The sequence below is a fragment of the Rhodocyclus tenuis genome (assembly GCF_014197755.1).
In the GTDB taxonomy this organism is placed as follows: domain Bacteria; phylum Pseudomonadota; class Gammaproteobacteria; order Burkholderiales; family Rhodocyclaceae; genus Rhodocyclus; species Rhodocyclus tenuis.
On record NZ_JACIGE010000001.1, the window covers coordinates 444,596 to 466,350 of the forward strand.

22 protein-coding genes and 1 pseudogene are annotated in these 21,755 nt (G+C 65.7%); 21 read left to right on the top strand and 2 right to left on the bottom strand.

The features are described 5' to 3' along the window. Positions 1-40: 40 nt before the first annotated feature. Positions 41-595: a Spy/CpxP family protein refolding chaperone gene (locus GGD90_RS02040; RefSeq protein ID WP_153114958.1), complete on the top strand. Its 555-nt coding sequence runs from the start codon at positions 41-43 to the stop codon at positions 593-595. A gap of 27 nt (positions 596-622) precedes the next feature. On the opposite strand, the gene GGD90_RS02045 is transcribed toward GGD90_RS02040, so the two are convergent. Next, positions 623-2,230, bottom strand: a complete 1,608-nt coding sequence (locus GGD90_RS02045) for a helix-turn-helix domain-containing protein (protein WP_153114957.1) — start codon at positions 2,228-2,230, stop codon at positions 623-625. Positions 2,231-2,445: 215 nt separating this feature from the next. Here GGD90_RS02045 and GGD90_RS02050 point away from each other — a divergent pair, with 215 nt between their 5' ends. The 7 genes and pseudogenes from GGD90_RS02050 to trhA all read left to right on the top strand — a co-directional run bounded on the left by GGD90_RS02050 (position 2,446) and on the right by trhA (position 8,552). Continuing rightward, on the top strand, positions 2,446-3,780 hold the full coding sequence (locus GGD90_RS02050) for a substrate-binding protein (RefSeq protein WP_153114956.1): 1,335 nt from the start codon (positions 2,446-2,448) through the stop codon (positions 3,778-3,780). 130 nt (positions 3,781-3,910) lie between these two features. Next, positions 3,911-4,927, top strand: a complete 1,017-nt coding sequence (locus tag GGD90_RS02055; RefSeq protein WP_153114955.1) for a branched-chain amino acid ABC transporter permease — start codon at positions 3,911-3,913, stop codon at positions 4,925-4,927. Between the two features lie 112 nt (positions 4,928-5,039). Then, entirely contained in the window at positions 5,040-6,197 is a 1,158-nt protein-coding gene (locus GGD90_RS02060; RefSeq protein ID WP_153114954.1) for a branched-chain amino acid ABC transporter permease, read from the top strand. A gap of 9 nt (positions 6,198-6,206) precedes the next feature. Then, positions 6,207-6,725 (top strand): annotated as a pseudogene (locus GGD90_RS02065) (ABC transporter ATP-binding protein); the annotation flags it as partial. A gap of 141 nt (positions 6,726-6,866) precedes the next feature. Continuing rightward, a complete protein-coding gene (locus tag GGD90_RS18380; protein WP_411841039.1) occupies positions 6,867-6,962 on the top strand; it encodes an ABC transporter ATP-binding protein C-terminal domain-containing protein in 96 nt (31 codons plus the stop codon). Beyond that, positions 6,959-7,741: an ABC transporter ATP-binding protein gene (locus GGD90_RS02070; protein WP_228273611.1), complete on the top strand. Its 783-nt coding sequence runs from the start codon at positions 6,959-6,961 to the stop codon at positions 7,739-7,741. Before GGD90_RS18380 ends, GGD90_RS02070 begins: the two co-directional genes overlap by 4 nt. Before the next feature lie 136 nt (positions 7,742-7,877). After that, the gene (gene trhA / locus GGD90_RS02075) at positions 7,878-8,552 is read left to right on the top strand and encodes a PAQR family membrane homeostasis protein TrhA (protein ID WP_153114952.1); all 675 of its coding nucleotides are present in this window, start codon (positions 7,878-7,880) and stop codon (positions 8,550-8,552) included. 25 nt (positions 8,553-8,577) lie between these two features. Here the strand turns inward: trhA and plsB are convergent, their stop codons facing one another. Then, on the bottom strand, positions 8,578-11,136 hold the full coding sequence (gene plsB, locus GGD90_RS02080; protein ID WP_153114951.1) for a glycerol-3-phosphate 1-O-acyltransferase PlsB: 2,559 nt from the start codon (positions 11,134-11,136) through the stop codon (positions 8,578-8,580). A gap of 266 nt (positions 11,137-11,402) precedes the next feature. Between plsB and GGD90_RS02085 the strand changes: the two genes are divergently transcribed. From GGD90_RS02085 to ptsN, 13 genes are all read left to right on the top strand, one after another. Further along, positions 11,403-12,017 (top strand): riboflavin synthase, encoded by a 615-nt coding sequence (locus GGD90_RS02085; protein WP_153114950.1) that lies wholly within the window; start codon positions 11,403-11,405, stop codon positions 12,015-12,017. 202 nt (positions 12,018-12,219) lie between these two features. Continuing rightward, on the top strand, positions 12,220-13,368 hold the full coding sequence (ribBA, locus tag GGD90_RS02090) for a bifunctional 3,4-dihydroxy-2-butanone-4-phosphate synthase/GTP cyclohydrolase II (RefSeq protein ID WP_153114949.1): 1,149 nt from the start codon (positions 12,220-12,222) through the stop codon (positions 13,366-13,368). Positions 13,369-13,471: 103 nt separating this feature from the next. Continuing rightward, positions 13,472-13,963, top strand: coding sequence for a 6,7-dimethyl-8-ribityllumazine synthase (ribH, locus tag GGD90_RS02095; protein WP_153114948.1), 492 nt, complete (start codon positions 13,472-13,474; stop codon positions 13,961-13,963). Continuing rightward, complete coding sequence (gene nusB / locus GGD90_RS02100; protein ID WP_153114947.1) at positions 13,960-14,481, top strand: transcription antitermination factor NusB; 522 nt, start codon at positions 13,960-13,962, stop codon at positions 14,479-14,481. Before ribH ends, nusB begins: the two co-directional genes overlap by 4 nt. A 142-nt stretch (positions 14,482-14,623) precedes the next feature. Continuing rightward, positions 14,624-15,601, top strand: coding sequence for a thiamine-phosphate kinase (gene thiL / locus GGD90_RS02105; protein WP_153114946.1), 978 nt, complete (start codon positions 14,624-14,626; stop codon positions 15,599-15,601). Further along, positions 15,594-16,103 carry a phosphatidylglycerophosphatase A family protein gene (locus tag GGD90_RS02110; RefSeq protein WP_228273610.1) on the top strand — a complete coding sequence of 170 codons (510 nt, stop codon included), beginning with the start codon at positions 15,594-15,596 and terminating at the stop codon, positions 16,101-16,103. Before thiL ends, GGD90_RS02110 begins: the two co-directional genes overlap by 8 nt. A gap of 8 nt (positions 16,104-16,111) precedes the next feature. After that, complete coding sequence (locus tag GGD90_RS02115) at positions 16,112-16,612, top strand: CinA family protein (RefSeq protein WP_153114945.1); 501 nt, start codon at positions 16,112-16,114, stop codon at positions 16,610-16,612. Between the two features lie 178 nt (positions 16,613-16,790). Then, entirely contained in the window at positions 16,791-17,810 is a 1,020-nt protein-coding gene (recA, locus tag GGD90_RS02120; protein WP_153115158.1) for a recombinase RecA, read from the top strand. 72 nt (positions 17,811-17,882) lie between these two features. After that, positions 17,883-18,452 carry a regulatory protein RecX gene (locus tag GGD90_RS02125; RefSeq protein WP_228273608.1) on the top strand — a complete coding sequence of 190 codons (570 nt, stop codon included), beginning with the start codon at positions 17,883-17,885 and terminating at the stop codon, positions 18,450-18,452. A gap of 146 nt (positions 18,453-18,598) precedes the next feature. Beyond that, positions 18,599-19,333 carry an LPS export ABC transporter ATP-binding protein gene (gene lptB, locus GGD90_RS02130; protein WP_153114943.1) on the top strand — a complete coding sequence of 245 codons (735 nt, stop codon included), beginning with the start codon at positions 18,599-18,601 and terminating at the stop codon, positions 19,331-19,333. A gap of 81 nt (positions 19,334-19,414) precedes the next feature. Continuing rightward, positions 19,415-20,851, top strand: a complete 1,437-nt coding sequence (locus GGD90_RS02135) for an RNA polymerase factor sigma-54 (RefSeq protein WP_153114942.1) — start codon at positions 19,415-19,417, stop codon at positions 20,849-20,851. Between the two features lie 14 nt (positions 20,852-20,865). Continuing rightward, the gene (gene hpf, locus GGD90_RS02140; protein WP_153114941.1) at positions 20,866-21,192 is read left to right on the top strand and encodes a ribosome hibernation-promoting factor, HPF/YfiA family; all 327 of its coding nucleotides are present in this window, start codon (positions 20,866-20,868) and stop codon (positions 21,190-21,192) included. A 105-nt stretch (positions 21,193-21,297) separates the two neighbouring features. Further along, positions 21,298-21,750: a PTS IIA-like nitrogen regulatory protein PtsN gene (ptsN, locus tag GGD90_RS02145; protein ID WP_153114940.1), complete on the top strand. Its 453-nt coding sequence runs from the start codon at positions 21,298-21,300 to the stop codon at positions 21,748-21,750. The last annotated feature ends 5 nt before the right edge of the window (positions 21,751-21,755 follow it).

Consider the following 21,755-nt stretch of genomic DNA (forward strand, 5'->3'; position numbering starts at 1 on the left):
CGAGTGGCGCCGAGACCCGCCATGAGATGAGGACAGCCCCATGAACACCTTCAATTCCAGCAGCAACCCCGCTGTGCGTCGCTTTCTTGCCGCCGCCGCACTCGGCCTTGGCCTCGGCGCCGCCGGCGCCAGTTTCGCCGTCCCCCCCGGACCGGGCGAGAACGGCGCCGCCTGCGGCGAATGGAACGCGGCGCAGCATCACGCCCGGCACGGCCGCGATTTCGGCCGTAGCCTCGCCCGCCTGCATGACGAACTCAAGCTTGACGCGAAGCAGGAAGCACTCTGGAAGACCGCTGAACAGAGCCAGCGCGAAGCGCGCAAGGACGTCGGCGAACGCCTGCGCGATGAACAGAGGAAGACACTCGCCGCGCTTGACGCCCCCGGTGCCGACCTGCGCAGCGTACTTGCACGCATGGACGAACTGCGCGCCGAGGGTGACAAGCGCCGCCTGGCCGAGCGCGAACGCTGGCTGGCGGTTTACGACAGCCTCAATCCGACGCAGCAGGAACAGGCGCGTGCCTTCTTGCGCAAGCTGATCGACGGCGGCAATCGTCAGGGCCCCGCGGACGAGCGTCGCGGTCCGCCCCGCCGCTAGGCTTCCAAGCGCCCCGCGCTGGCCGGATCAGGACATTGAGGATCCGGCCAGCGCGGTCGTCGGCGCACCGACGACCGGATCGGCCTGGCGGTAGGCGCAGTCACTGCGGACGCAGACGCGGCAGGTCTGCCCGACCGGCGTCGCGCGTGCCTGTGCCGACAGATCGATCCCTTCGCCATACACCAGCGCAGCGGCATGACGCGCGTCGCATACGAGCATGATCGACATGAAATGCTGCGGCATGCCGAAGGCCGAACGCTCCTTTTCGACCGCCCGCGCCAGCAGCAGGAAGCGCTCGCCACCGGGCATCTCGACCAGCTGCCGCAACAGCGCACCGGGCGTCTGGAAAGCGCGATAGACCGCCCACAGCGGACAGCCGGTTCCGTAGCGCGGCAAGGGCAGACCCGGCAGCGGAAAACGCTTGGTCACGTGTCCCGCCGGGTCGGAACGCATGTAGCCGAAACGCACGCCTGCGGCGCCGGGGCGACGCAGACTGACCAGGCGGTGACAAACCTGTTCGAAGCTGGCGTTGAAGCGACGCGCGAGCAGGTCGATGTCGTAACGCGTCGCCTGCGCTGCCGCGAGAAACTCGGCATAGGGCAGCAGCAGCGCACTGGCGGTATATGAGGACAGCGCGCGCGCGGCGCGTTGCCGCGACGCTGCCGAGGTGAGCACCGGCGAAGCGGCAATTTCGGCAGCAATCGCCTCGCCGGCGCCGAGTTCGGCCGCCAGCCGTGCCAGTTCGAAACGGCGGCTCGCTTCGGGAGCGAGCTCGAGCAACTCGAACACGCGCGTCTGCCGATCGAAGTGCGACACGCGCCGGCGCGGCGAAGCGCCAGCGCCTCCGGGCAAGGGCGACGAGCGCACCTGTACCCGGTGCACTTCCTCAAGGTGGTCGACCAGCGCGCTCTCGAGGTGTCCGCTGCGCAGACCGATCTCGCTCTGCAGGGACTCGGCGACGCGTTCGAACTGCGGAAAGTGGTTGTCGTGGCTGACGACAAAGTCCTCCAGCTCCTCGATCGGTGTCAGCGGACGCGGTGCCGACGGCGTCTTCGCCAGATAGCCGGCCAGCGTTTGCGTCACCGCGGCAAGGCGGCGGCTGTCGTCGGCAATGTCGGCGATGACATCTTCGCGCAGCGCCGGAGCCGGTCCAGCCAAGCGCCCCAACTGGTCGACAGCGAGGCGTATCGAAGCGATGTGGGCAGACATTTCCTGCACCGTTTCGCCGAGAAAAGGATCGCGCGCGTAGCGATCCGACAAGGCGGCAACGACCTCGTTGCGCTCGCTACAGGCCCGGTGCAGCTTGACGATGGCGTGTGCCCAGGGCGCGTGCTGCGCTACCAGATCGGCAGCCGACGTCGCTGCGAGTGCGGGCGAGGCAAGCAGCGGGTCGGCAGCAATCTCGGCCAGTTCGTGCAGCAGGCGACGCTCGGCGGCGCCGTCGAAGCGTTCGATCGGCAGCTCAAGCGCGTCGGCAACGCGTTTCAGCAAGGCACCGCCGATATTGCGCCGGTCACTCTCGATCAGATTGAGATAGGAAGCAGAAATACCGCAGCGTTCTGCCAGCGCGGCCTGCGTGATGCCGAGGTTTTTCCGGTGCTCGCGAATCTTGCTGCCGATGCGGATACGTGCCACTCGAACCCCTCCCGTGCAAGGCTGCTGAAGGCGACAAACGTTGTCAATAATTTACAAAAGCGAAGGTCGTTTTTGAAAAATGTTGACGACATTCGGCCGGCAAGTCAATTACGTATTGAATGATTGATTGCACTATGCGAACCTTGCGGCGCTGATTATCGGGATCAATTCGCATGTCCCGGTGGTACAAGCCCCTAAAAAAACTACGGAGACAAATGATGGAAAACCAGAATCGCCGCACCGTGCTGAAAGGAATGGCTGTCACCGGCGCCAGCATCGCCGCGCCGAGCTTCTTCGTTCGCAACGCCTGGGCCGCCGACTTCCGCAACGACCCGAGCAAGAGCAAGACCGCCAAGTTCGGTTTCACCGTCCCCTTGAGCGGCGCTTACGCCGACGAGGGCGCCGACGAAGTGCGCGCCCTCGAACTCGCCGTCAAGCACCTCAACGGCGAAGGCGACGGCGGCATGCTGAAGACCTTCAAGCCTTCCGTGCTCAAGGGCAACGGCGTTCTCGGCAAGAAGATCGAGTACGTCACCGGCGACACGCAGACCAAGTCCGACATGGCACGCTCGGTTGCCAAGCGCATGGTCGAAAAGGACGGCGTCATCATGTGGACCGGCGGCTCGTCCTCCGGCGAAGCCGTCGCCATGTCGGCGCTGGCGCAGGAAATCGGCGTCATCTTCATGTGCGGCCTGACGCACTCCAACGACACCACCGGCAAGGACAAGCGCCGCTACGCCTTCCGCCACTTCTTCAACGCTTACATGTCGGGCAAGGCGCTCGGCCCGGTGCTGGCCAAGGAATACGGCAAGGAACGCAAGGCCTACCACCTGACCGCCGACTACACCTGGGGCTGGACGCAGGAAGAGTCGATGAAGAACTCGACCGAAGCGCTCGGCTGGAAGACCACCGCCGCGGTACGCACGCCGCTCGGCGCCGGCGACTTCTCGCAGTACATCACGCCGGTGCTCAACTCGGGCGCCGACGTGCTGATCCTCAACCACTACGGCAAGGACATGATCAACTCGCTGACGCAGGCGGTGCAGTTCGGCCTGCGCGACAAGATGGTCAACGGCAAGAAGTTCGAGATCGTCGTGCCGCTCTTTTCCGAACTGATGGCGCAGGGTGCCGGCGATGCGATCAAGGGCATCCTCGGCACGTCCAACTGGGACTGGCAACTGCCCGACGCGGCGACCAAGGCTTTCGTCAAGTCCTTCGGCGCCGCCTACGGCCAGCCGCCGTCGCAGGCCGCGCAGACCTGCTATGTGCAGGCGCTGCTCTACGCCAACGCCTGTGAAATGGCCGGAACGTTCTACCCGCCCGAAGTGATCAAGCAGCTCGAAGGCTTCAAGTTCGACGGACTGGGTAACGGGCCGACCGAATACCGCGCCGCCGATCACCAGTGCATGAAGGACGTGCTGGTCGTTCGCGGCAAGCAGAAGCCGACGAACAAGTTCGATCTGCTCGAAGTGGTCCAGGTCGTTCCGCGTTCGGCGGTCGAGTACGACCCGAAGATCTTCGGCGGCGAACTCGGCCCCTACACGGTCTAGTCAGGCTGTCTTCCTCCGGACAGGCGCCGGCCGCAACTCGCGGTCGGAGGGCGCCTGTCCGCCCCCCACGCTTATTGCGGGCTGCGCCCCCGGCAACGGGTGGCGCGCGCCTGCGTCACTACGCGCCCCTATGGATTCCATCGTCCTCCAATTGCTCAACGGCCTCGACAAGGGCGGCGCCTACGCGCTCATTGCTCTCGGCCTGACCCTGATCTTCGGCACGCTCGGCGTCGTCAATTTTGCCCACGGTGCGCTGTTCATGCTCGGTGCCTTCTGCGCCGTCAGCTTTCAGAAGCTGCTGACCCTGTCCACCAAGGTCAAGGACGAGAGCGTAACTTTCTTCGAAAGCTACACCGACGTTCCTTACCTGCAGATGTGGTTCGGCGACACCGGCATGAAGATCATCGACTATGCGGTACCGCTGTCGATCCTGTTCACCATCCCGGTGATGCTGCTGATCGGCGTCTCGCTCGAACGCGGGCTGATCCGCCACTTCTACCGGCGGCCGCATGCTGATCAGATTCTCGTCACCTTCGGGCTGGCGATCGTGCTGCAGGAGATCGTCAAATCCTACTTCGGCGCCAATCCGATCCCGCAGGCGGCGCCCGCGGCCTTCGCCGGCAGCGCCAACGTCGGCGAACTGCTCGGCCTTGGCGACTCGGTGGTCTATCCGTGGTGGCGCCTGATCTACTTCGCCTTCTCGGCAGCCGTCGTCGCCATCGTCTTCGCCTTCCTGCGCTACACCACCTTCGGCATGGTCGTTCGCGCCGGCATGCGTGACCGCGAAACGGTCGGCCTGCTCGGCATCAACATCCAGCGCCGGTTCACCATCGTCTTCGGCATGGCCGTCGTCGTCGCCGGCATCGCCGGCGCCATGTATACGCCGATCCTGCCGCCCGACTACCACATGGGAATGGATTTCCTGGTGCTGTCCTTCGTCGTTGTCGTCGTCGGCGGCATGGGCTCGCTGCCCGGCGCGGTGGCAGCAGGCTTCCTGCTCGGCATCCTGCAGTCCTTCGCGTCGATGAACGAGATCAAGGGAATCATTCCGGGGATCGACCAGATCATCATCTACCTGATCGCCGTCGTCATCCTGCTGGTAAGGCCGCGTGGCCTGATGGGACGCAAGGGCGTCATGGAGGACTGACGATGACACCGACCCTGTTCACTCGCGCCACCCGCCTGCAACAACCCGGCGGCACGGCGCTGCCGCAAGCCCCTGTCTCGACCTCCGTCAAGGACGGCCAAGAGGAATACCCATGCTGAAACCCACTCCAAAAAACGACAACATCCTGTTCGCCTGCTTCGCGCTGGCGGTGCTGGCCATGCCGGTCTGGCTGCAGCCTTTCGGCGCCGCCTATCCCGACCTGATGCAGAAGTTCGCCATCTACGGCATCTTCGCCATCGGCTTCAACATCCTGTTCGGGCTGACCGGCTACCTGTCCTTCGGTCACGCAGCCTTCCTTGGCGTCGGCTCCTATACCGCGGTATGGAGCTTCAAGCTCTTGTCGATGAACGTGCTGCCGGCGATCGCGCTGTCGATGGTCACCGCCGGCCTCTTCGCGCTGGTGATCGGCTACATGTGCCTGCGCCGCTCCGGAATCTACTTCTCGATCTTGACGCTGGCCTTCGCGCAGATGTCGTACAACATGGCCTACTCGGTACTGACGCCGATCACCAACGGCGAAACCGGACTGAAGATCGCGCAAACCGACCCGCGCGTTCTCGACGGCGTGTTCGGTGGCGCCGTCGAAGCCGGCGCCGTTCCCGCAGCCAACCTCTTCGGCATCGGCATGACCGGCTACGGCGGCTTCTACTTCTGTGCGGTGATCATGATCATCAGCTTCTACATCGCCCTGCGCATCACGCGCTCGCCGTTCGGGATGATGCTGAAGGCGATCAAGTCGAATCAGAACCGCCTGAAATACACCGGCGTCAACACCAAGCCGTACGCGCTGCACGCCTTCGTCATCTCCGGCTGCTTCGCCGGACTGGCCGGTGCGCTGCTGGCGGTGACCGACCCGCTCGCCGGCGCCGAACGCATGCAATGGACGGCCTCCGGTCAGGTGGTGCTGATGACCATCCTCGGCGGTGCCGGTACGCTGCTCGGTCCGGTGCTCGGCGCGGCAATGATCAAGTACCTCGAAAACATCTTCTCCTCGTTCAACGAACAGGTGCTGCACGGCTTCTTCGGCTTCCTGCCCGACTTCATCGAAACGCCGGTCGTCGCCATCGCCAGCCTGTTCGTCGGCGAGGGCTGGGAACTGACCATGGGCGTCATGTTCATGGTGCTGGTGATCTTCCTGCCGGGCGGTGTCATGGAAGGCGTTCGCCGTATCTGGGCCTTTGTCCAGAAACGGACGAAGGGCAAGCCGGCAGCGGCCGAACCCGCCGCGCAAACCTCGACCGGCGCCTAGGGAGAAAACATGTCAATTCTGCAAATCAGCGGCGTCAACAAGAGCTTCGGCGGCCTGCGCGCACTCAGCAACGTCAATCTATCGGTTGAGGAGGGCAGCGTTCACGCCGTCATCGGCCCCAACGGTGCCGGCAAATCGACCCTGCTCAACTGCCTGGTCGGGCGCCTCATTCCCGATACTGGCTCGGTCACTTTCGACGGCAAGTCGCTGGTCGGCCTGCAGCCGCACCAGATCAACCAGGCCGGCGTCGGCCGGGTATTCCAGACGCCGGAAATCTTCGGCGAGCTGAGCCTGATCGATAACGTCCTCATTCCGACGCTGGCGCGTCGCGACGGCACTTTCAAGGCCAACACCATTCCGCGTGTCGACCAGCAGAAGGAAGTGAACGAGCGCGCCCTGCAGATGCTCGAGGATGTCGGCCTCACCAGCAAGCGCGACATGATCGCCAACAACCTGTCGCGCGGCGACAAGCGGCGGCTGGAACTGGCGATGTGCCTAGTGCAGCGGCCGAAGCTGCTGCTGCTCGACGAACCGACCGCCGGCATGTCGCGCGCCGACACCAACAACACCATCGACCTGCTGCAGCGCATCGTCGTCGGCCACGTCACCATGATCATCATCGAGCACGACATGCACGTCGTCTTCTCGCTGGCGCAAAGGATTACCGTCATGGCGCAGGGAACGCCGATCGTCGAGGGCGAGCCCGATTCGATCAAGGGCGATCCGCGCGTTCAGGAAGCCTATCTCGGGGGAGCCCATCTGTGAGCCAACTTCTCAACATCGCCATCGACAAGGCGACGGCGCCGGGCGTGCCGGCGGTCAGCGCGCAAGGTTCGGCGCCCGCCTACTTTTCCTGCCGCAACATCCACTCGTATTACGGCGAAAGCTACGTCGTGCAAGGCGTCAGTTTCGACATCCGCGAAGGCGAGATCGTCGCGCTGCTCGGCCGCAACGGCGCCGGCAAGACCTCGACGCTGCGCTCGATCGCGCGGCTCGACGATCCGCAGATGAAGCACGGCGAAATCTGGCTCGACCACAAGCCGCTGCACCGCATGGCAGCGTGGCAGGCGGCGCGCAACGGCGTCGGTCTGGTGCCTGAGGACCGGCGCATCATCCCCAGCCTGACGGTCGAGGAAAACCTGCAGCTGGCGCAGATCGAGGAGCCGGTCGGCTGGTCGATCGAGCGCCTCTACGAGGCTTTCCCACGGCTCGGCGAACGGCGCCAGCAGGAGGCCGTCACCATGTCCGGGGGCGAGCAGCAGATGCTGGCCATCGCCCGGGCGCTGGCGCGCGACGTCAAGCTGCTGCTGCTCGACGAGCCTTATGAGGGCCTCGCGCCGGTGATCGTGCACGAGATCGAGCGCATCCTCGAGGACATCAAGAAGCTCGGTATGACCACTATCATCGTCGAGCAGAACGCGATCGCTGCGCTGCACCTCGCCGACCGCGCGCTGATCCTCGACATGGGCCAGATCGTCTTCGACGGCACGGCGCAGGAAGTGATCGACAACGCCGAGCTGCGCCAGCAGTACCTCGCCATCTGATCGCTGCACGACGCTCAGGCGGGTGGCCGGTTTTCCGGCTGGCTACCCGCCGCAGGTGGGCACGCGTATAGTCTTTGCGACGGGGCAGCTGCAAGCCAAGGCGCCCCGTCGTCACGCCACCATCAGGAAAAGCACCGTGAGTTCCGCATCCTCTCCTCTGCCGGCCTACAGTTTCCGCGAGGAACTGGCGAACGCCATCACGCACGGCGTCGGCATCGTGCTGGCGATTGCCGGGCTGGCGGTGATGGTTGCCTATTCAGCCTTGCACGGCGATTTCTGGCACATCGTCAGCTGCGCCGTCTTCGGCGCCACGCTGATCCTCTGCTACACCGCGTCGACGCTGTATCACTCGGTTCAGGGCGAACGCCTGCGGCAAGTACTGCGCACGCTCGACCATTCGGCGATCTTCCTGCTCATCGCCGGCACCTACACGCCGTTCATGCTGGTCAGCCTGCGCGGCCCCTGGGGCTGGTCGCTGTTCGCGGTGATCTGGACGCTGGCGGTCGCCGGCATCGTCCTGCGCCTGACCCTGCGCGGCCGGCTGCACGGGCTGGTCGTCGCGCTTTACGTGGCGATGGGCTGGGTGGCCATTGTCGCCGTACAGCCGCTGCTGCATACGCTCGGCGGCGGCGGGCTGGCGCTGCTCGCCGCTGGCGGACTGGCCTATACCGGCGGCGTCATTTTCTACAAATGGAAGCGGCTGCCGTACAACCACGCCATCTGGCATGGCTTCGTGCTGCTCGGCAGCGCGCTGCACTTCTTTGCCGTGCTCTTCTACGTCATTCCCTGGCCGGCCAGCGGCGGCGCGTAAGCGCTTCAGCAGGAGAATGAACGGCTCAAACCGCCGGTAGCGGCGAACCTTCCTCGGCCATGCGCCGGATGGTCAGGCGAACTTCCGCCGGCAGCACCAGTTCGGCCCATGCCAGCGGCGTCGTCATGTTCTGGTCGAAATGCAGCAGCGCTGCGCTTTCCTTCTTCGCCTTCGCGTCCTTGCCGTCCTTCGCTTCGGCCGCCTCGGCACCGACCGGAAGCTCCTCGCGCAGTAAGCCGGTTTCGAGCAGGTGGCCAACGACGCCGGCAAATACCGCGCGTTCGGAAAATTCGGGCGAATTGAATTCGTAGAGCAGCGTCAGCCGCTGCCCGAGCAGGTGGCTGGCGTCTTCCAGCGCTCGCCGCGTCAGGCGGCCGCTGCCGTAGCGTTCGAGCAGGGCGAGGATGAGGAAGTGGCGTTCGAGCGTCGGCCGGATTGCCTCGCCAAGAAAACGCAGTTCGACGAACTCGCTGCGGTTGGGCTCGGGTGCTGCGAGACTGCCATCGGTGGCACGCACAAGCAGCCCGCGCGCGATGAAGACCTCGACGCAGGCGTCGATCACCGCCGGCAGTTCGTCGTCGCACCAGCGTAGATAGAGTTCGGGCCGCATCAGCGCATAGATGCCGATCGTCGCCGCGCGCATGCGTTGCGCGTCGAGGCGACGGTTGTGGCCGAGCAGGCAGGCAATCAGCGAGGGCAGGGCAAACAGGTGCAGCACGTTGTTGCGGAAATAGGCGAGCTGCGCCGCTTGCTGGTCGGCAACGCGCAGCATGTCGCCGAGCGGATGTTCGATGCGCTCGACGTAGCCAAGCCGCTCGCCGGCGCTGATGATCGCGTCGGTGGGCAGGCTACATTGCACTGTCGACGGCGAGTATGGCACCTCGGCGAGCAGCGCCTGGCAATGTTCGATCTGGCGCAGCAGCAGTTGCCGGTCGGCGGTGTGCTTGGGTGTCGACAGCAGGGTCAGCGCGATCAGGTTCACCGGATTGACCGTCGCCGCCTCATTGATGCGTTGCGCCAGTTCTCCGGCTGCGGCGCGGATCGGGTCGCGCACCCAGTCGCCGGCGGCGCCCTCGGCCTCGCCCGCCCAACCGGGATGCACGCCGTCGAGAAAATCTGCCAGCGCCAGCGGTTCGCCGAAATTGACATGCACCTTGCCGAATACACGCTTGATCTTGCGCGCCGTGCGCAGCACGCCCCACAGCGATTCGCGCTGCTTCGGCCGGCCTTCAAGTTCGCGGATGTAGGTGGCGCCTTCAACGACCTTTTCATAACCGATATAGACCGGAACGAAGATCAGCGGCCGCGCGTGCTCGCGCACGAAGCTCTTCACCGTCATGCCGAGGATGCCGGCTTTCGGCGCCAGCAGACGGCCGCTGCGGCTGCGCCCGCCTTCGATGAAGTACTCGATCGGAAAACCGCGCGCGATGATCAGGTGCAGGTATTCGTGGAACACCGCGGCGTACAGCGGTTCGCCCTTGAAGGTGCGACGCATGAAGAAGGCGCCGCCGCGGCGCAGCAGGGGACCGATCAGCGGCATGTTGAGGTTGGCGCCGGCGGCGATGTGCGGCGGCGTCAGGCCGTTGCGGTAGAGGATGAACGACAGCAGCAGGTAATCGACGTGGCTGCGGTGGCAGGGCGTGTAGATGACGCTCTGCCCCGGTGCGATGCGCGCCAGGCGCTCGATGTGGTGCACCTCGATGCCGTCGTAGAGACGGTTCCACAGCCAGGTGAGGAACAGCTCCATGGCGCGGACGACGCCATACGAGTAATCGGAAGCGATTTCCAGCGCAAAGCGGCGCGCCCGCGCCTCGGCGGCGTCGGGCGAGAGCTTGCGCGCTACCGCCTCGGCGGCAATCGCCGCACGCACTGCCGGCGCGGTGAGCAGCGCCTCGACCTGCGTATTGCGGTGCGACAGATCGGGGCCGATCGCCATCTCGCGCTGCCGGCGGAAATGCACGCGCAGCACGCGCGACAGCTTGCGCAAGGCGGTCGCCTCGTCGGGCAAGACGAACGGGCGCTCCGTATCGGCGCCATGCAGCAGGGTCGCCAGTGAAATCGGCGCGTTGAAGCGCACCAGCACCTTGCGTCCGTGCAGCAGGACGGCGAGCAGCTGCCCGAGCAAGCCCGGCGAGCGCCAGGTTTCGGAAAACAGCGCGCCGAGAATCGAGTCCTGATGCGTCGGACTGCGCCCCCAGAGGATGGGCACCGGCACCAGCTGCACGCCGATTTCGGGGTCGGCGCAGGCGGCCTTGACCAGCCGCAGCAGCACCGGCGAATGCTGGTAGCGCAGGCGCGCCGGTGCCATCAGCGATTGCCGGCGGGTGAGTGCAAACACCGAGCGCGGCTCGCGCAGACCGCCGACCAGCAAAGGCGCCTCGGCCAGCGGCAATCCGGCGCGCCGGGTCACGTCAAACAGCGTCAGCAGGCTGGTCAGACGGTTGTCCTGCACTACGTAGCAGACCGGTTTGGCCGGATCGAGACCGAAGTCCGCGGGCGCTTCGGGAAAGACATCGGCGCGCACGACGGCCCGCAACAGGCGGCGGATGATGACGCTGGCGGACAGGTCGAGAAAACGGGACATGGTCAGTGGCGGAGAGGCGCAAAAACAGGGCGGCGGCGAGCGGGCAGGGTGGCGCGCGGGCAAGGAAGAGGCTGCAAAACTGGAGAGGAACGCGAAGCTCCGGCGCCTGCGGCCGCCGCGCAGACACCCGCGAAAAATGGCTCACGAAGGGCGCGGGGCACTGCCGCCGGCGCGGCGGGGCTCGATTCTACCGCGGGGCAGCGTCCGCGGCATGTCCATGCGCGTGCTAGAATCCTCGTCCTTTCGCCATAAGGGATTGATCGATCATGTTTTCCGGAATCATTGCCGGGCTTGGCCATATCGAGAGCCTGACGCCGCGTGCCGATGACAATTCGACCGTTCGCCTGACCATTGACGCCGGCAATCTGGCGCTCGATGACGTCGCGCTGGGAGATTCGATCGCCTGCAACGGCGTCTGCCTGACCGTTGTGGCGCTCGCGCCCGGCCACTTCTGCGTCGACGTGTCGCCGGAGACGCTGGCCTGTACCGTCGGCCTCGATGCGCCGGGCGGCGTCAATCTGGAAAAAGCGCTGCGTCTCGCTGACCGCCTAGGTGGACATCTGGTTTCGGGCCACGTCGACGGTGTCGGCGAGGTCTTGCGTTTCGATCCCGTCGGCGAAGGCGACGACGCCTGTCGTCTGCTAGAGATCCGCGCACCGCAGTCGCTGGCGAAGTACATCGCGCGCAAGGGTTCAGTCACCGTTGACGGCGTCAGCCTGACCACCAACACCGTCGATGGCGCCGTGTTCACCATCAACCTGATTCCGCACACGCTGACGGTGACGACGCTCGGCCGCCTGCAGCCCGGCGCCCGCGTCAATCTTGAAGTCGACCTGATCGCGCGCTACTGCGAACGCCTGCTGGCGATGGCCGACGAGTAAGCACCGGCGTTGGCCGGGGCTGCTGCTCCCTGGCCGACGAGTCCCGTTGCGAGTCGCTCCGCCACGCCTCTCGCCAGTCGCTGATTTCCCGACACCGGATCGGGAACTACCACCCGAACCGACAATCCACGAAGCACGATTCGACGATTCACCGTCCTGCGCCCCGAGGGGCACCTTCCTTCTTCTGCCAAAGGCCGCTTTCATGTCGCCGCAAACCGCTTCACCCGCCATTTCCCCGATCGAGGACATCATTGCCGACCTCAAGGCCGGCCGCATGGTCATCTTGGTCGATGAGGAAGACCGCGAAAACGAGGGCGACATCGTCCTCGCTGCCGACCACATCACGCCCGAAGCGATCAACTTCATGGTCAAGCACGCGCGCGGGCTGGTCTGCCTGACGCTGACCGAAGAGCGCTGCCGCCAGCTGGGTCTGGTGCAGATGGCGCGCGACAACCGCAGCCAGTTCTCGACCGCATTCACCGTCTCGATCGAAGCCGCCGAAGGCGTCACCACCGGCATTTCGGCGCAGGACCGCGCACGTACCGTGCAGGCGGCGGTAGCAAAGGACGCGCGCCCGCAGGACATCGTTCAACCTGGCCACATCTTCCCGATCATGGCGCGCCCCGGAGGTGTGCTGGTGCGTGCCGGCCATACCGAAGCCGGCTGCGACCTCGCGCAGCTCGCCGGCTGCTCGCCGGCGGCGGTGATCTGCGAAGTCCTCAAGGAAGACGGCACCATGGCGCGCCTGCCCGACCTCGAGGAGTTCTCGCGCCTGCACGGCATCAAGATCGGCGCCATTGCCGACCTGATCCACTACCGCAGCCGCAACGAAAAGCTGGTCGAACTGCGCCACTCGAAGCCGGTGAGCACGCCGCAGGGCGAGTTCATGCTGCACGCCTTTTCCGACCGCAGCTCGGGTGAAGTTCATCTGGCCTTGACGCATGGCGACATCCACGCCGATCGCGAAACGCTGGTGCGCGTGCATGAGCCGCTGTCGGCGCTCGATTTTCTCGATCCCGAGGGCGCACACCATACCTTCCCGCTGCACGTCGCGCTGAGCGCGATCAACCGCGCCGAAGCCGGTGCCGTCGTGCTGCTGCGCCGTCCGCAGAGCGGCAACGATCTGCTCGCCGCGCTGATCGGCGAAGACAAGCCGAAGACCGCGGCGGCGCGCTGGGACCCGCGCACCTATGGCATCGGCGCGCAGATCCTGCGCGAACTCGGCGTTGGCCGCATGAAGCTGCTCGGCAGTCCGCGCAAGATGCCGAGCGTCACCGGCTTCGACCTCGAAGTGACCGGCAACATCGCCAATCCTGCCGAACTGGCGCTGGCGAACAACCTGAGCCGCTGATCAGTGGCAAACTTGTCATCCAGCCGAGTCCGACACCCGCAAACCTGATCCCCATCCGCGGCCGCTTGCCGAAAGCGACCGCAACATCGCAAGAGAGCCAAGCATGGCGCACTACGCAAACATCCGTGAATTCGATTTTTCGACACCCGCTGCCGGCAGCGGCGCCGGTCGCCGTATCGGCATCGTCGTTGCCCGCTTCAACCCAGACATCTGCGACGGCCTGCTCGGCGCCTGCATCAGCGAGTTGCGCCAGCTTGGCGTCGCCGACGCCGACATCAGCATCGCCTCGGTTCCCGGCGCGCTGGAAATCCCGCTGGCGCTGCTCAAGCTCGCCGACAGCGGCCGTTACGACGCGCTGATCGCCCTCGGCGCAGTCGTTCGCGGCGAGACCTACCATTTCGAAGTGGTCTCCAACGATTCCTGCCGCGCAGTCATGGAAGTGCAGCTGGAAACCGGAATTCCGATCGCCAACGGCATCCTGACCACCGAAGACGACGACCAGGCGCTGGCGCGCATGCAGACCAAGGGCGCCGACTGCGCCCGTGTCGCCGTCGAGATGTCGACCCTGCTGCCGGCACTGGAGGCCAAGCCATGAGTACCGAGAAGGAACAAAGCACCGACAAGGCCGGCGACAGGAAAACGGGCGCCGGCCGTGGCAAGCCGGCCGCACGCAGCGGCAAGTCGCCGCGCCGGCGCGCGCGCGAATTCGCGCTGCAGGGACTTTATCAGTGGCGCGTCGGTGGTGCCGACGCGGCGGCGATCGAGGCGCACGTGCACAACGGCGAAGGCTTCGACAAGGCCGACGGCGACTTCTATCGCGCGCTGCTGCGTGGCGTTCTCGCCGGCCACGAGGCGCTGCAGGCGGAAATCGCGCCCTTCCTTGACCGTCCTTTCGGCGAGTTGTCGCCGATCGAATCCTGCGTGCTGCTCGCTGCCGCTTTCGAGCTCGGCAACTACCGCGAAACGCCGTACCGCGTGATCATCAACGAGTCGATCGAGCTGGCGAAGAGTTTTGGCGGCGCCGACGGGCACAAGTTCGTCAACGGCGTGCTCGACAAGCTCGCCGCGCAACTGCGCCCGGAAGAGGTCGCGGCGCGGCGCGCGGCACGCTGATCGCGACGAACGGGCAAGGCGGAAGGCGCGTGGCGTTCGCAGCCATTGCACGGAGCGCCGGCCGCCGCTGCTGCTGCGTCAGCTTCCGCAGCAGTGAATCCGGCAGCACGGCTGCGGCAAGCGAACCGAAGGCGCCGGCAGCGTGAGTGGCGAATTCGACCTGATTCGCCGCCACTTCGCGCGGCCGACGCCGGCGACCCTGCTCGGCCCCGGCGACGACTGCGCGCTGCTCGCGCCGACGCCCGGACAGACGCTGGCGATCACCACCGACATGCTCGTTGCCGGTGTGCATTTCTTCGCCGACACCGATCCCGGCCGTCTCGGCTGGAAGACGCTGGCCGTCAATCTCTCCGACCTGGCGGCGATGGGCGCCCAGCCACGCTGGGCGACGCTCGCTGGCGCGCTGCCGGAAGCCGACGACAGCTGGCTCGGCGCCTTCGCCGACGGCTTCTTCGCCTGCGCCACGCGCTACGGCGTTGATCTGGTCGGCGGCGACACGACGCGCGGGCCGCTGACACTGTCGGTCACCGCGATCGGCGAGCTGCCTCTGGGTTCAGCGCTGCGCCGCGACGGCGCGCATGCCGGCGACGATCTGTGGATTTCCGGCTCGCCCGGACTGGCCGCGCTGGCGCTGGCGGCACTGCAGGGAAGGACAGCTTTGCCCGCCACGCTCGCCGAACGTTGCCGCGATGCGCTGGAGACACCGACGCCGCGCATCGAGCTCGGTCTGGCGCTGCGCACGCGGCAACTGGCCAGCGCCGCGATCGACGTTTCCGACGGCCTGCTCGCCGATCTCGGACACATCCTCGAGCGCTCGCATCTCGCCGGCGAAGTCGAACTCGCCGCGCTGCCAGCAGCGCCCGCGGACATTGACTCGGCGCTCTGGCGCGACTGCCTGCTCGCCGGCGGCGACGACTACGAACTGATCTTCGCTGCGGCGCCGGCAGCGCGCGCCGACATCGCCGCGCTGGCGCAATCGCTGGCGCTGCCACTGACACGTTTCGGCCAGCTGCTGCCCGGCGCCGAAACCGGCAGTGGCCAAGCCCCTCGGCTGAGCGTCCGCGACGCCAACGGCCAGCCACTCACTCTCACGCACCGAGGCTACGACCATTTTGCTTAAGAAATCGACCGCGCCGGGCTGGCGCTTCCTGTTCACGCATCCGGCGCACTTCATCGCTTGCGGCTGCGGCAGCGGACTTTCGCCCTGGGCGCCGGGAACCATCGGCACGCTGTTCGCGTGGGCGAGCTTTCCGCTGCTGCAACTGCTGATGACCGGAACGACGCTGCTCGCCTTTCTGGTGCTCGCTTTCATCATCGGCGTCGCCGCGGCGCAACGCACCGGCGCCGATCTCGGCGTCGTCGATCACGGCAGCATCGTCTGGGACGAGATCGTCCCCTTCTGGGCGGTGCTGTTCTTCTGCCCGGATGGCTGGGCGTGGCAGACGGCAGCGTTCTTCCTCTTCCGCTTCTTCGACATCGTCAAACCCCAGCCGGCGCGCTACTTCGACGAGCACGTCAAGAATGGTTTCGGCGTCATGACCGACGATGCCTTCGCCGCCGCCTACACCGTCGCCGTACTGCTCGCCGCGCAGGCGCTGCTCAGCCACTTCGCCCTCATTTGAGGCCGCACATGGACCAGGCACAACTCGAAACGCTCGCCGCTGCGCTCGGCGAACAACTGTTGGCCCGCGGCGAATTGCTGGCCACGGCCGAATCCTGCACCGGCGGCTGGGTGGCGCAGTGCGCCACCGCCATCGCTGGCAGTTCGGCGTGGTTCGAGCGCGGCTTCGTCACCTACTCGAACGAGGCCAAGCAGGAAATGCTCGGCGTCAGCGCCGCGACCATCGCCAGCCATGGCGCGGTCAGCGAGGCGACGGCGCTGTCCATGGCCGAAGGCGCTCTTGCACATAGCCGCGCGCAGTGGGCCGTCGCCGTCAGCGGCATCGCCGGCCCGGCTGGCGGTTCGGCGGCGAAGCCGGTCGGCACGGTGTGCTTCGCCTGGGCCGGCAGCGACGGGACGCGTGCGCTTGCGACACGACACTTCGCCGGCGATCGGCAGCAGATTCGTGCAGCGTCGGTCGCTTGCGCGCTGACGGGTCTGCTGGAGCGACTGCCGCCGCTGCTCACCTGACTCAGCGCGCCGCGCCGGTGCATCAGCCGCCAATTGGCGGCACCTGCAGCCGGATTTCGGCGAATGCAACAAAGCGCGTGCACTTTCGTATTTACTGTATATAATCCCAGTAATCCGGCACCGAATGCGCCGCGAGTGAGCAAACGATGATTTTCACCCTTCAGGCAAAGGATCGATGATGGACGACAACAAGGCGAAGGCGCTCGCCGCAGCGCTGGCACAGATCGAAAAGCAGTTCGGCAAGGGCTCGATCATGAAGATGGGCGAGGGCTGCGTCGAAAACGACATCGGTGTCGTATCGACCGGTTCGCTCGGCCTCGACATCGCACTCGGCATCGGTGGCCTGCCACGCGGCCGCGTTGTCGAGATCTACGGCCCGGAGTCGTCGGGCAAGACGACGCTGACCCTGCAGGTCATTGCGCAGATGCAGAAGCTCGGCGGCGTCGCCGCCTTCATCGACGCCGAGCACGCGCTCGACCCGACCTACGCGCAGAAGCTCGGCGTGAACATCGACGAACTGCTCATCTCGCAACCGGACACCGGCGAACAGGCGCTGGAAATCGCCGACATGCTGGTGCGCTCGGCCAGCGTCGACGTCATCGTCATCGACTCGGTGGCGGCACTGGTGCCGAAGGCCGAAATCGAAGGCGAAATGGGCGACTCGCTGCCCGGCCTGCAGGCCCGCCTGATGAGCCAGGCGCTGCGCAAGCTCACCGCCAACATCAAGAAGACGAATACGCTGGTCATCTTCATCAACCAGATCCGCATGAAGATCGGCGTCATGTTCGGCAGCCCGGAAACGACCACCGGCGGCAATGCACTCAAGTTCTACGCCTCGGTACGTCTCGACATCCGCCGCATCGGCAGCATCAAGAAGGGCGATGAAGTCGTCGGCAGCGAAACCAAGGTCAAGGTCGTCAAGAACAAGGTGGCACCGCCTTTCCGCGAAGCGATTTTCGACATCCTCTATGGCGAGGGCGCATCGCGCGAAGGCGAGATCATCGACCTCGGCGTCGTGCACAAACTGGTCGAGAAATCAGGCTCGTGGTACGCCTACAAGGGCGAAAAGATCGGCCAGGGCAAGGACAACGCACGCGAGTTCCTCAAGACCAACCCGGCCATCGCCGAGGAAATCGAGGCCGGCATCCGCCTCGCAGTCAAGGTGCCGCCGGCCGGCCGGCCCGCGCCAGCGGTCTGAGCCTGAATCCCGGCAGCAATGGCGGGAAGCTGGCGGGCGTCGGCCGAAGCACTTCTGCAGGCGAGCAGCGAAGTGGCTGAAGAACGTAAGGACAAGCCGGCAGGCGACGCTGCGAGCCTGCGCGAGCGCGCCTTGCGTCTGCTCGCCCGGCGCGACTATCCGCGCGCCGAACTTGAACGGAAACTGCTCGGCTACTGCGCCGCGCAGTCGGCAGCGGGGTCTGCTGCCGATAGCGCGGATGTTGATGACGAAGAATTCGCCGCCGCCAGCGCCGCTGCCGTCGGCGCGCTGCTCGACCAGCTTGCTGCCCGCGGACTTCTTTCCGATTCGCGCTACGCCGAGAACCGCGTACGCGCGCGCGCCGCGCGTTACGGTAACGCGCGCCTCGAACAGGAGCTGCGCCAGCGCGGCGTCGAGGCCGAGGTGCGCGCCGATGCGCTCGCCGGCTGCAGCAGCGAAATCGAGCGCGCCAGCGCACTGTGGCGGCGGCGTTTCGGCTGCATTCCAGGCGATGCCAACGAACGTGCGCGCCAGATGCGCTATCTTGCGGCGAGGGGCTTTTCGGGTGACACCGTACGTCGGGTGCTCGCGACGGCTGCAGACGACAGCGACGACGTACGCGAAGACGACGAGGCGTGCTAGCATCGCCAGCCTTCGCCCTTGAACGGGCTTGAGGTCGCTATCGCTTCCCCCGCCTTGCGTGCGGGAATGCTGCTAGCCCTCTGCGACCGCTTCAGGCCCATGCCACTGAGCTTTGGCGGCGCCCATTTTTTGCAGGTTGGCCATCGATGTCTGACACCCAGAGCACGCTTGCCGCGAGCAAGCTGATGAAGCGTTACAAGTCGCGCACGGTCGTCGCCGACGTCTCGTTTTCAGTCAAAAGCGGCGAAGTCGTCGGTCTGCTCGGTCCGAACGGCGCCGGCAAGACGACCTGTTTCTACATGGTCGTCGGCCTCGTCGCCTGTGGCGGCGGCGAGGTATATCTCGACGACGCGCGGCTGACGCACCTGCCGATTCACGAGCGCGCGCACCGTGGCGTTGCCTATCTGCCGCAGGAAGCGTCGGTTTTCCGCAAGCTGTCGGTCAGCGAGAACGTCGAGGCAGTTCTCGAACTGCAGAAACTGCCGCGCGGGGAAGTGAAGAGCCGTCTGGAAAGCCTGCTCGACGAACTGCACATCGCGCATCTGCGCAACAGCTCTGCCGCCTCGCTCTCCGGTGGCGAACGGCGGCGTGTAGAAATCGCCCGCGCGCTTGCCGCCAATCCGCGTTTCATCCTGCTTGACGAGCCGTTCGCCGGCGTCGACCCGATCGCCGTCCTCGAAATCCAGAAAATCATCCGCTTCCTTAAGGAACGCGGCATCGGCGTGCTGATCACCGACCACAACGTGCGCGAAACGCTGGGCATCTGCGACCATGCCTTCATCATCAACGAGGGCACGGTCCTTGCATGTGGGCGTCCGGACGAAATCATTTATAATGAAACCGTCCGCAAGGTCTATCTGGGCGAGAACTTCCGCCTCTAGCGCTACCGGCAGGCAGCTTGTCCCGACACCGGCAACCCCGTCCGGTGCATCCCTTGCCCGGCAGAAATCCCGGCTCCGAACATGAAACCCACTCTACAGCTCAAGCTCTCGCAGCATCTCGCGCTGACGCCACAGCTGCAGCAGTCGATCCGTTTACTGCAGCTGTCGACGGTCGAACTGGAACAGGAGCTGGAAAAGTACCTGCTCGAGAACCCCTTGCTCGAGCGCGACGAGGTCGAGTTCGCGCCACCGCCCGAGCGCACGGACCAGCCGCCGGAGAATACCGACAACGCCGCGGATAGCGGCGCCGGCAACGAGCCAGCCGAGCGTAGCGACAGCGACGACGGCCCCGATGCGTTTGACGAAAACTGGGGCGGCGAGGGCGCCTATCCGGGTTCCGGCAACGGCGACGACGAGGACGGCGACTTCCGCGACATCCAGGCGGCAGGGACTTCGCTGCGCGAACACCTGCTCTGGCAACTGGGCCTGATGCAGCTGCCGCGGCGCGACCTGCTGCTCGTGCAATGCCTGATCGACGCGCTCAACGACGACGGTTATCTGACGCAGTCGCTCGCCGAACTCGGCGAGGTGCTGCCAGCCGAGCTCGAAATCGACGAAGACGAACTGCGCCTGGCGCTGACCCTGCTGCAGAGCCTCGATCCGACCGGCGTCGGTGCGCGCAGTCCGCAGGAATGTCTGGCGCTGCAGCTGGCAGCGCTCGACGACGACGAGACACGCAAGCTGGCGCTGAAGATCGTGCGCGAGCATCTCGACCTGCTCGCCGGGCGCGATTTCGCCCGCCTGAAGAAGCTCACCGGCTGCGACGACGACGCACTGCGCGCTGCGCAAACGCTGATCCGCAGCCTCAATCCGCGGCCGGGCGCGCAGTACGCCGCTACCGACACGCGCTACATCACGCCTGACGTGGTGGTGCGCAAGCTGCGCGGCCAGTGGACCGCGTCGATCAACGGCGAAGCCTACCCGCGCCTGCGCATCAACCGTCTCTACGCCGACATCCTCTCGCGCCAGCGCGGTTCCGGACTGGCGGGGCAATTGCAGGAAGCGCGCTGGCTGATCAAGAACGTGCAGCAGCGCTTCGACACCATCCTGCGCGTGGCGCAGGCGATCGTCGAACGGCAGCGGCAGTTCTTCGAGCACGGCGAGGTTGCCATGCGTCCGCTGGTGCTGCGCGAGATCGCCGACATCCTCGGCCTGCACGAATCGACCATCTCGCGGGTGACGACACAGAAGTACATGTCGACGCCGCGCGGCATCTTCGAACTCAAATATTTCTTCGGCAGCCACGTCGCCACCGACACCGGCGGCGCCTGCTCGGCAACGGCGATCCGGGCGCTGATCAAGCAGCTGATCAGCGCCGAGGACGCGAAGAAACCGCTTTCGGACAGCCAGCTGTCCGAGATACTCGGCCAGCAAGGGATTGTCGTTGCGCGGCGAACGATTGCAAAATACCGTGAAGCGCTTAACATCCCGCCGGTCAACCTACGCAAGATCATTTAACCAAGGAGCCGCACATGAACGTGCAAATCACCGGCCACCATCTCGAAATCACTCCGGCGATTCGTGACTACCTCACCGGCAAAATCGAACGCGTTGTCAGCCACTTCGACCATGTGATCGCCGTCAATGCCATCCTCTCCGTCGAGAAGCTGAAGCAGAAAGCCGAAGTGACCGTGCACCTGAGCGGCAAGGACGTGCACGTCGAAGCCGTCGAGGAAGACCTCTACGCCGCCATGGACAGTCTCGTCGACAAACTCGACCGGCAGGTGCAGAAGTACAAGCAGAAGGTTCAGGATCACCACCGCGGCGAAAAAATCAGCGGCGTCATCGCTGGCGAATAAGCCGTCACGGCGGCGCCAGCGCTGACCCGCGCCGCCAATCCCCCGCCCGGACCCGACCGTCCCCGTGTCATCGCCTCTCCACGCCGCTCCCGCGAGTTGTGCCGAATGAGCCAGATCGCCAAACTCCTGCCGCTCGATAACATCCTGCTCGACCTCGAAGCGGGCAGCAAGAAGCGCGCGTTCGAACACGCCGCGCTGCTCTTCGAGAACAATCGCGGCATCGCCCGCAGCACCGTATTCGACAGCCTGTTTGCGCGTGAAAGGCTCGGTTCGACCGGTCTCGGCCAGGGTATCGCCATCCCGCACGGGCGCATCAAGGGACTCAAGGAAGCCTGTGGGGCCTTCCTTCGCCTGCACACGCCGGTGCCCTTCGACTCGCCGGACGGCAAGCCGGTGAGCCAGCTGTTCGTGCTGCTCGTACCCGAGCAGGCCACTGAACAGCACCTGCAGATACTCTCCGAACTCGCACAACGCTTTTCCGACCGTCAATGTCGGGAGGCGCTCGCCGCCGCGCCCGACGCCGCCGCCGTCCTCGCCCTGTTCGCCGCCGGCTCATGAGTGCC

Excerpts from the sequence above, each read along its gene's own strand:
- hpf (WP_153114941.1), top strand. The coding sequence starts at position 20,866 with ATGAACGTGCAAATCACCGGCCACCATCTCGAAATCACTCCGGCGATT.
- GGD90_RS02050 (WP_153114956.1), top strand. The coding sequence starts at position 2,446 with ATGATGGAAAACCAGAATCGCCGCACCGTGCTGAAAGGAATGGCTGTC.
- recA (WP_153115158.1), top strand. The coding sequence starts at position 16,791 with ATGGACGACAACAAGGCGAAGGCGCTCGCCGCAGCGCTGGCACAGATC.
- ptsN (WP_153114940.1), top strand. The coding sequence starts at position 21,298 with ATGAGCCAGATCGCCAAACTCCTGCCGCTCGATAACATCCTGCTCGAC.
- GGD90_RS02115 (WP_153114945.1), top strand. The coding sequence starts at position 16,112 with ATGGACCAGGCACAACTCGAAACGCTCGCCGCTGCGCTCGGCGAACAA.
- ribH (WP_153114948.1), top strand. The coding sequence starts at position 13,472 with ATGGCGCACTACGCAAACATCCGTGAATTCGATTTTTCGACACCCGCT.
- GGD90_RS02135 (WP_153114942.1), top strand. The coding sequence starts at position 19,415 with ATGAAACCCACTCTACAGCTCAAGCTCTCGCAGCATCTCGCGCTGACG.
- GGD90_RS02040 (WP_153114958.1), top strand. The coding sequence starts at position 41 with ATGAACACCTTCAATTCCAGCAGCAACCCCGCTGTGCGTCGCTTTCTT.
- GGD90_RS02085 (WP_153114950.1), top strand. The coding sequence starts at position 11,403 with ATGTTTTCCGGAATCATTGCCGGGCTTGGCCATATCGAGAGCCTGACG.
- GGD90_RS18380 (WP_411841039.1), top strand. The coding sequence starts at position 6,867 with ATGGCGCAGGGAACGCCGATCGTCGAGGGCGAGCCCGATTCGATCAAG.
- GGD90_RS02055 (WP_153114955.1), top strand. The coding sequence starts at position 3,911 with ATGGATTCCATCGTCCTCCAATTGCTCAACGGCCTCGACAAGGGCGGC.
- lptB (WP_153114943.1), top strand. The coding sequence starts at position 18,599 with ATGTCTGACACCCAGAGCACGCTTGCCGCGAGCAAGCTGATGAAGCGT.
- nusB (WP_153114947.1), top strand. The coding sequence starts at position 13,960 with ATGAGTACCGAGAAGGAACAAAGCACCGACAAGGCCGGCGACAGGAAA.
- GGD90_RS02060 (WP_153114954.1), top strand. The coding sequence starts at position 5,040 with ATGCTGAAACCCACTCCAAAAAACGACAACATCCTGTTCGCCTGCTTC.
- plsB (WP_153114951.1), bottom strand. The coding sequence starts at position 11,136 with ATGTCCCGTTTTCTCGACCTGTCCGCCAGCGTCATCATCCGCCGCCTG.
- ribBA (WP_153114949.1), top strand. The coding sequence starts at position 12,220 with ATGTCGCCGCAAACCGCTTCACCCGCCATTTCCCCGATCGAGGACATC.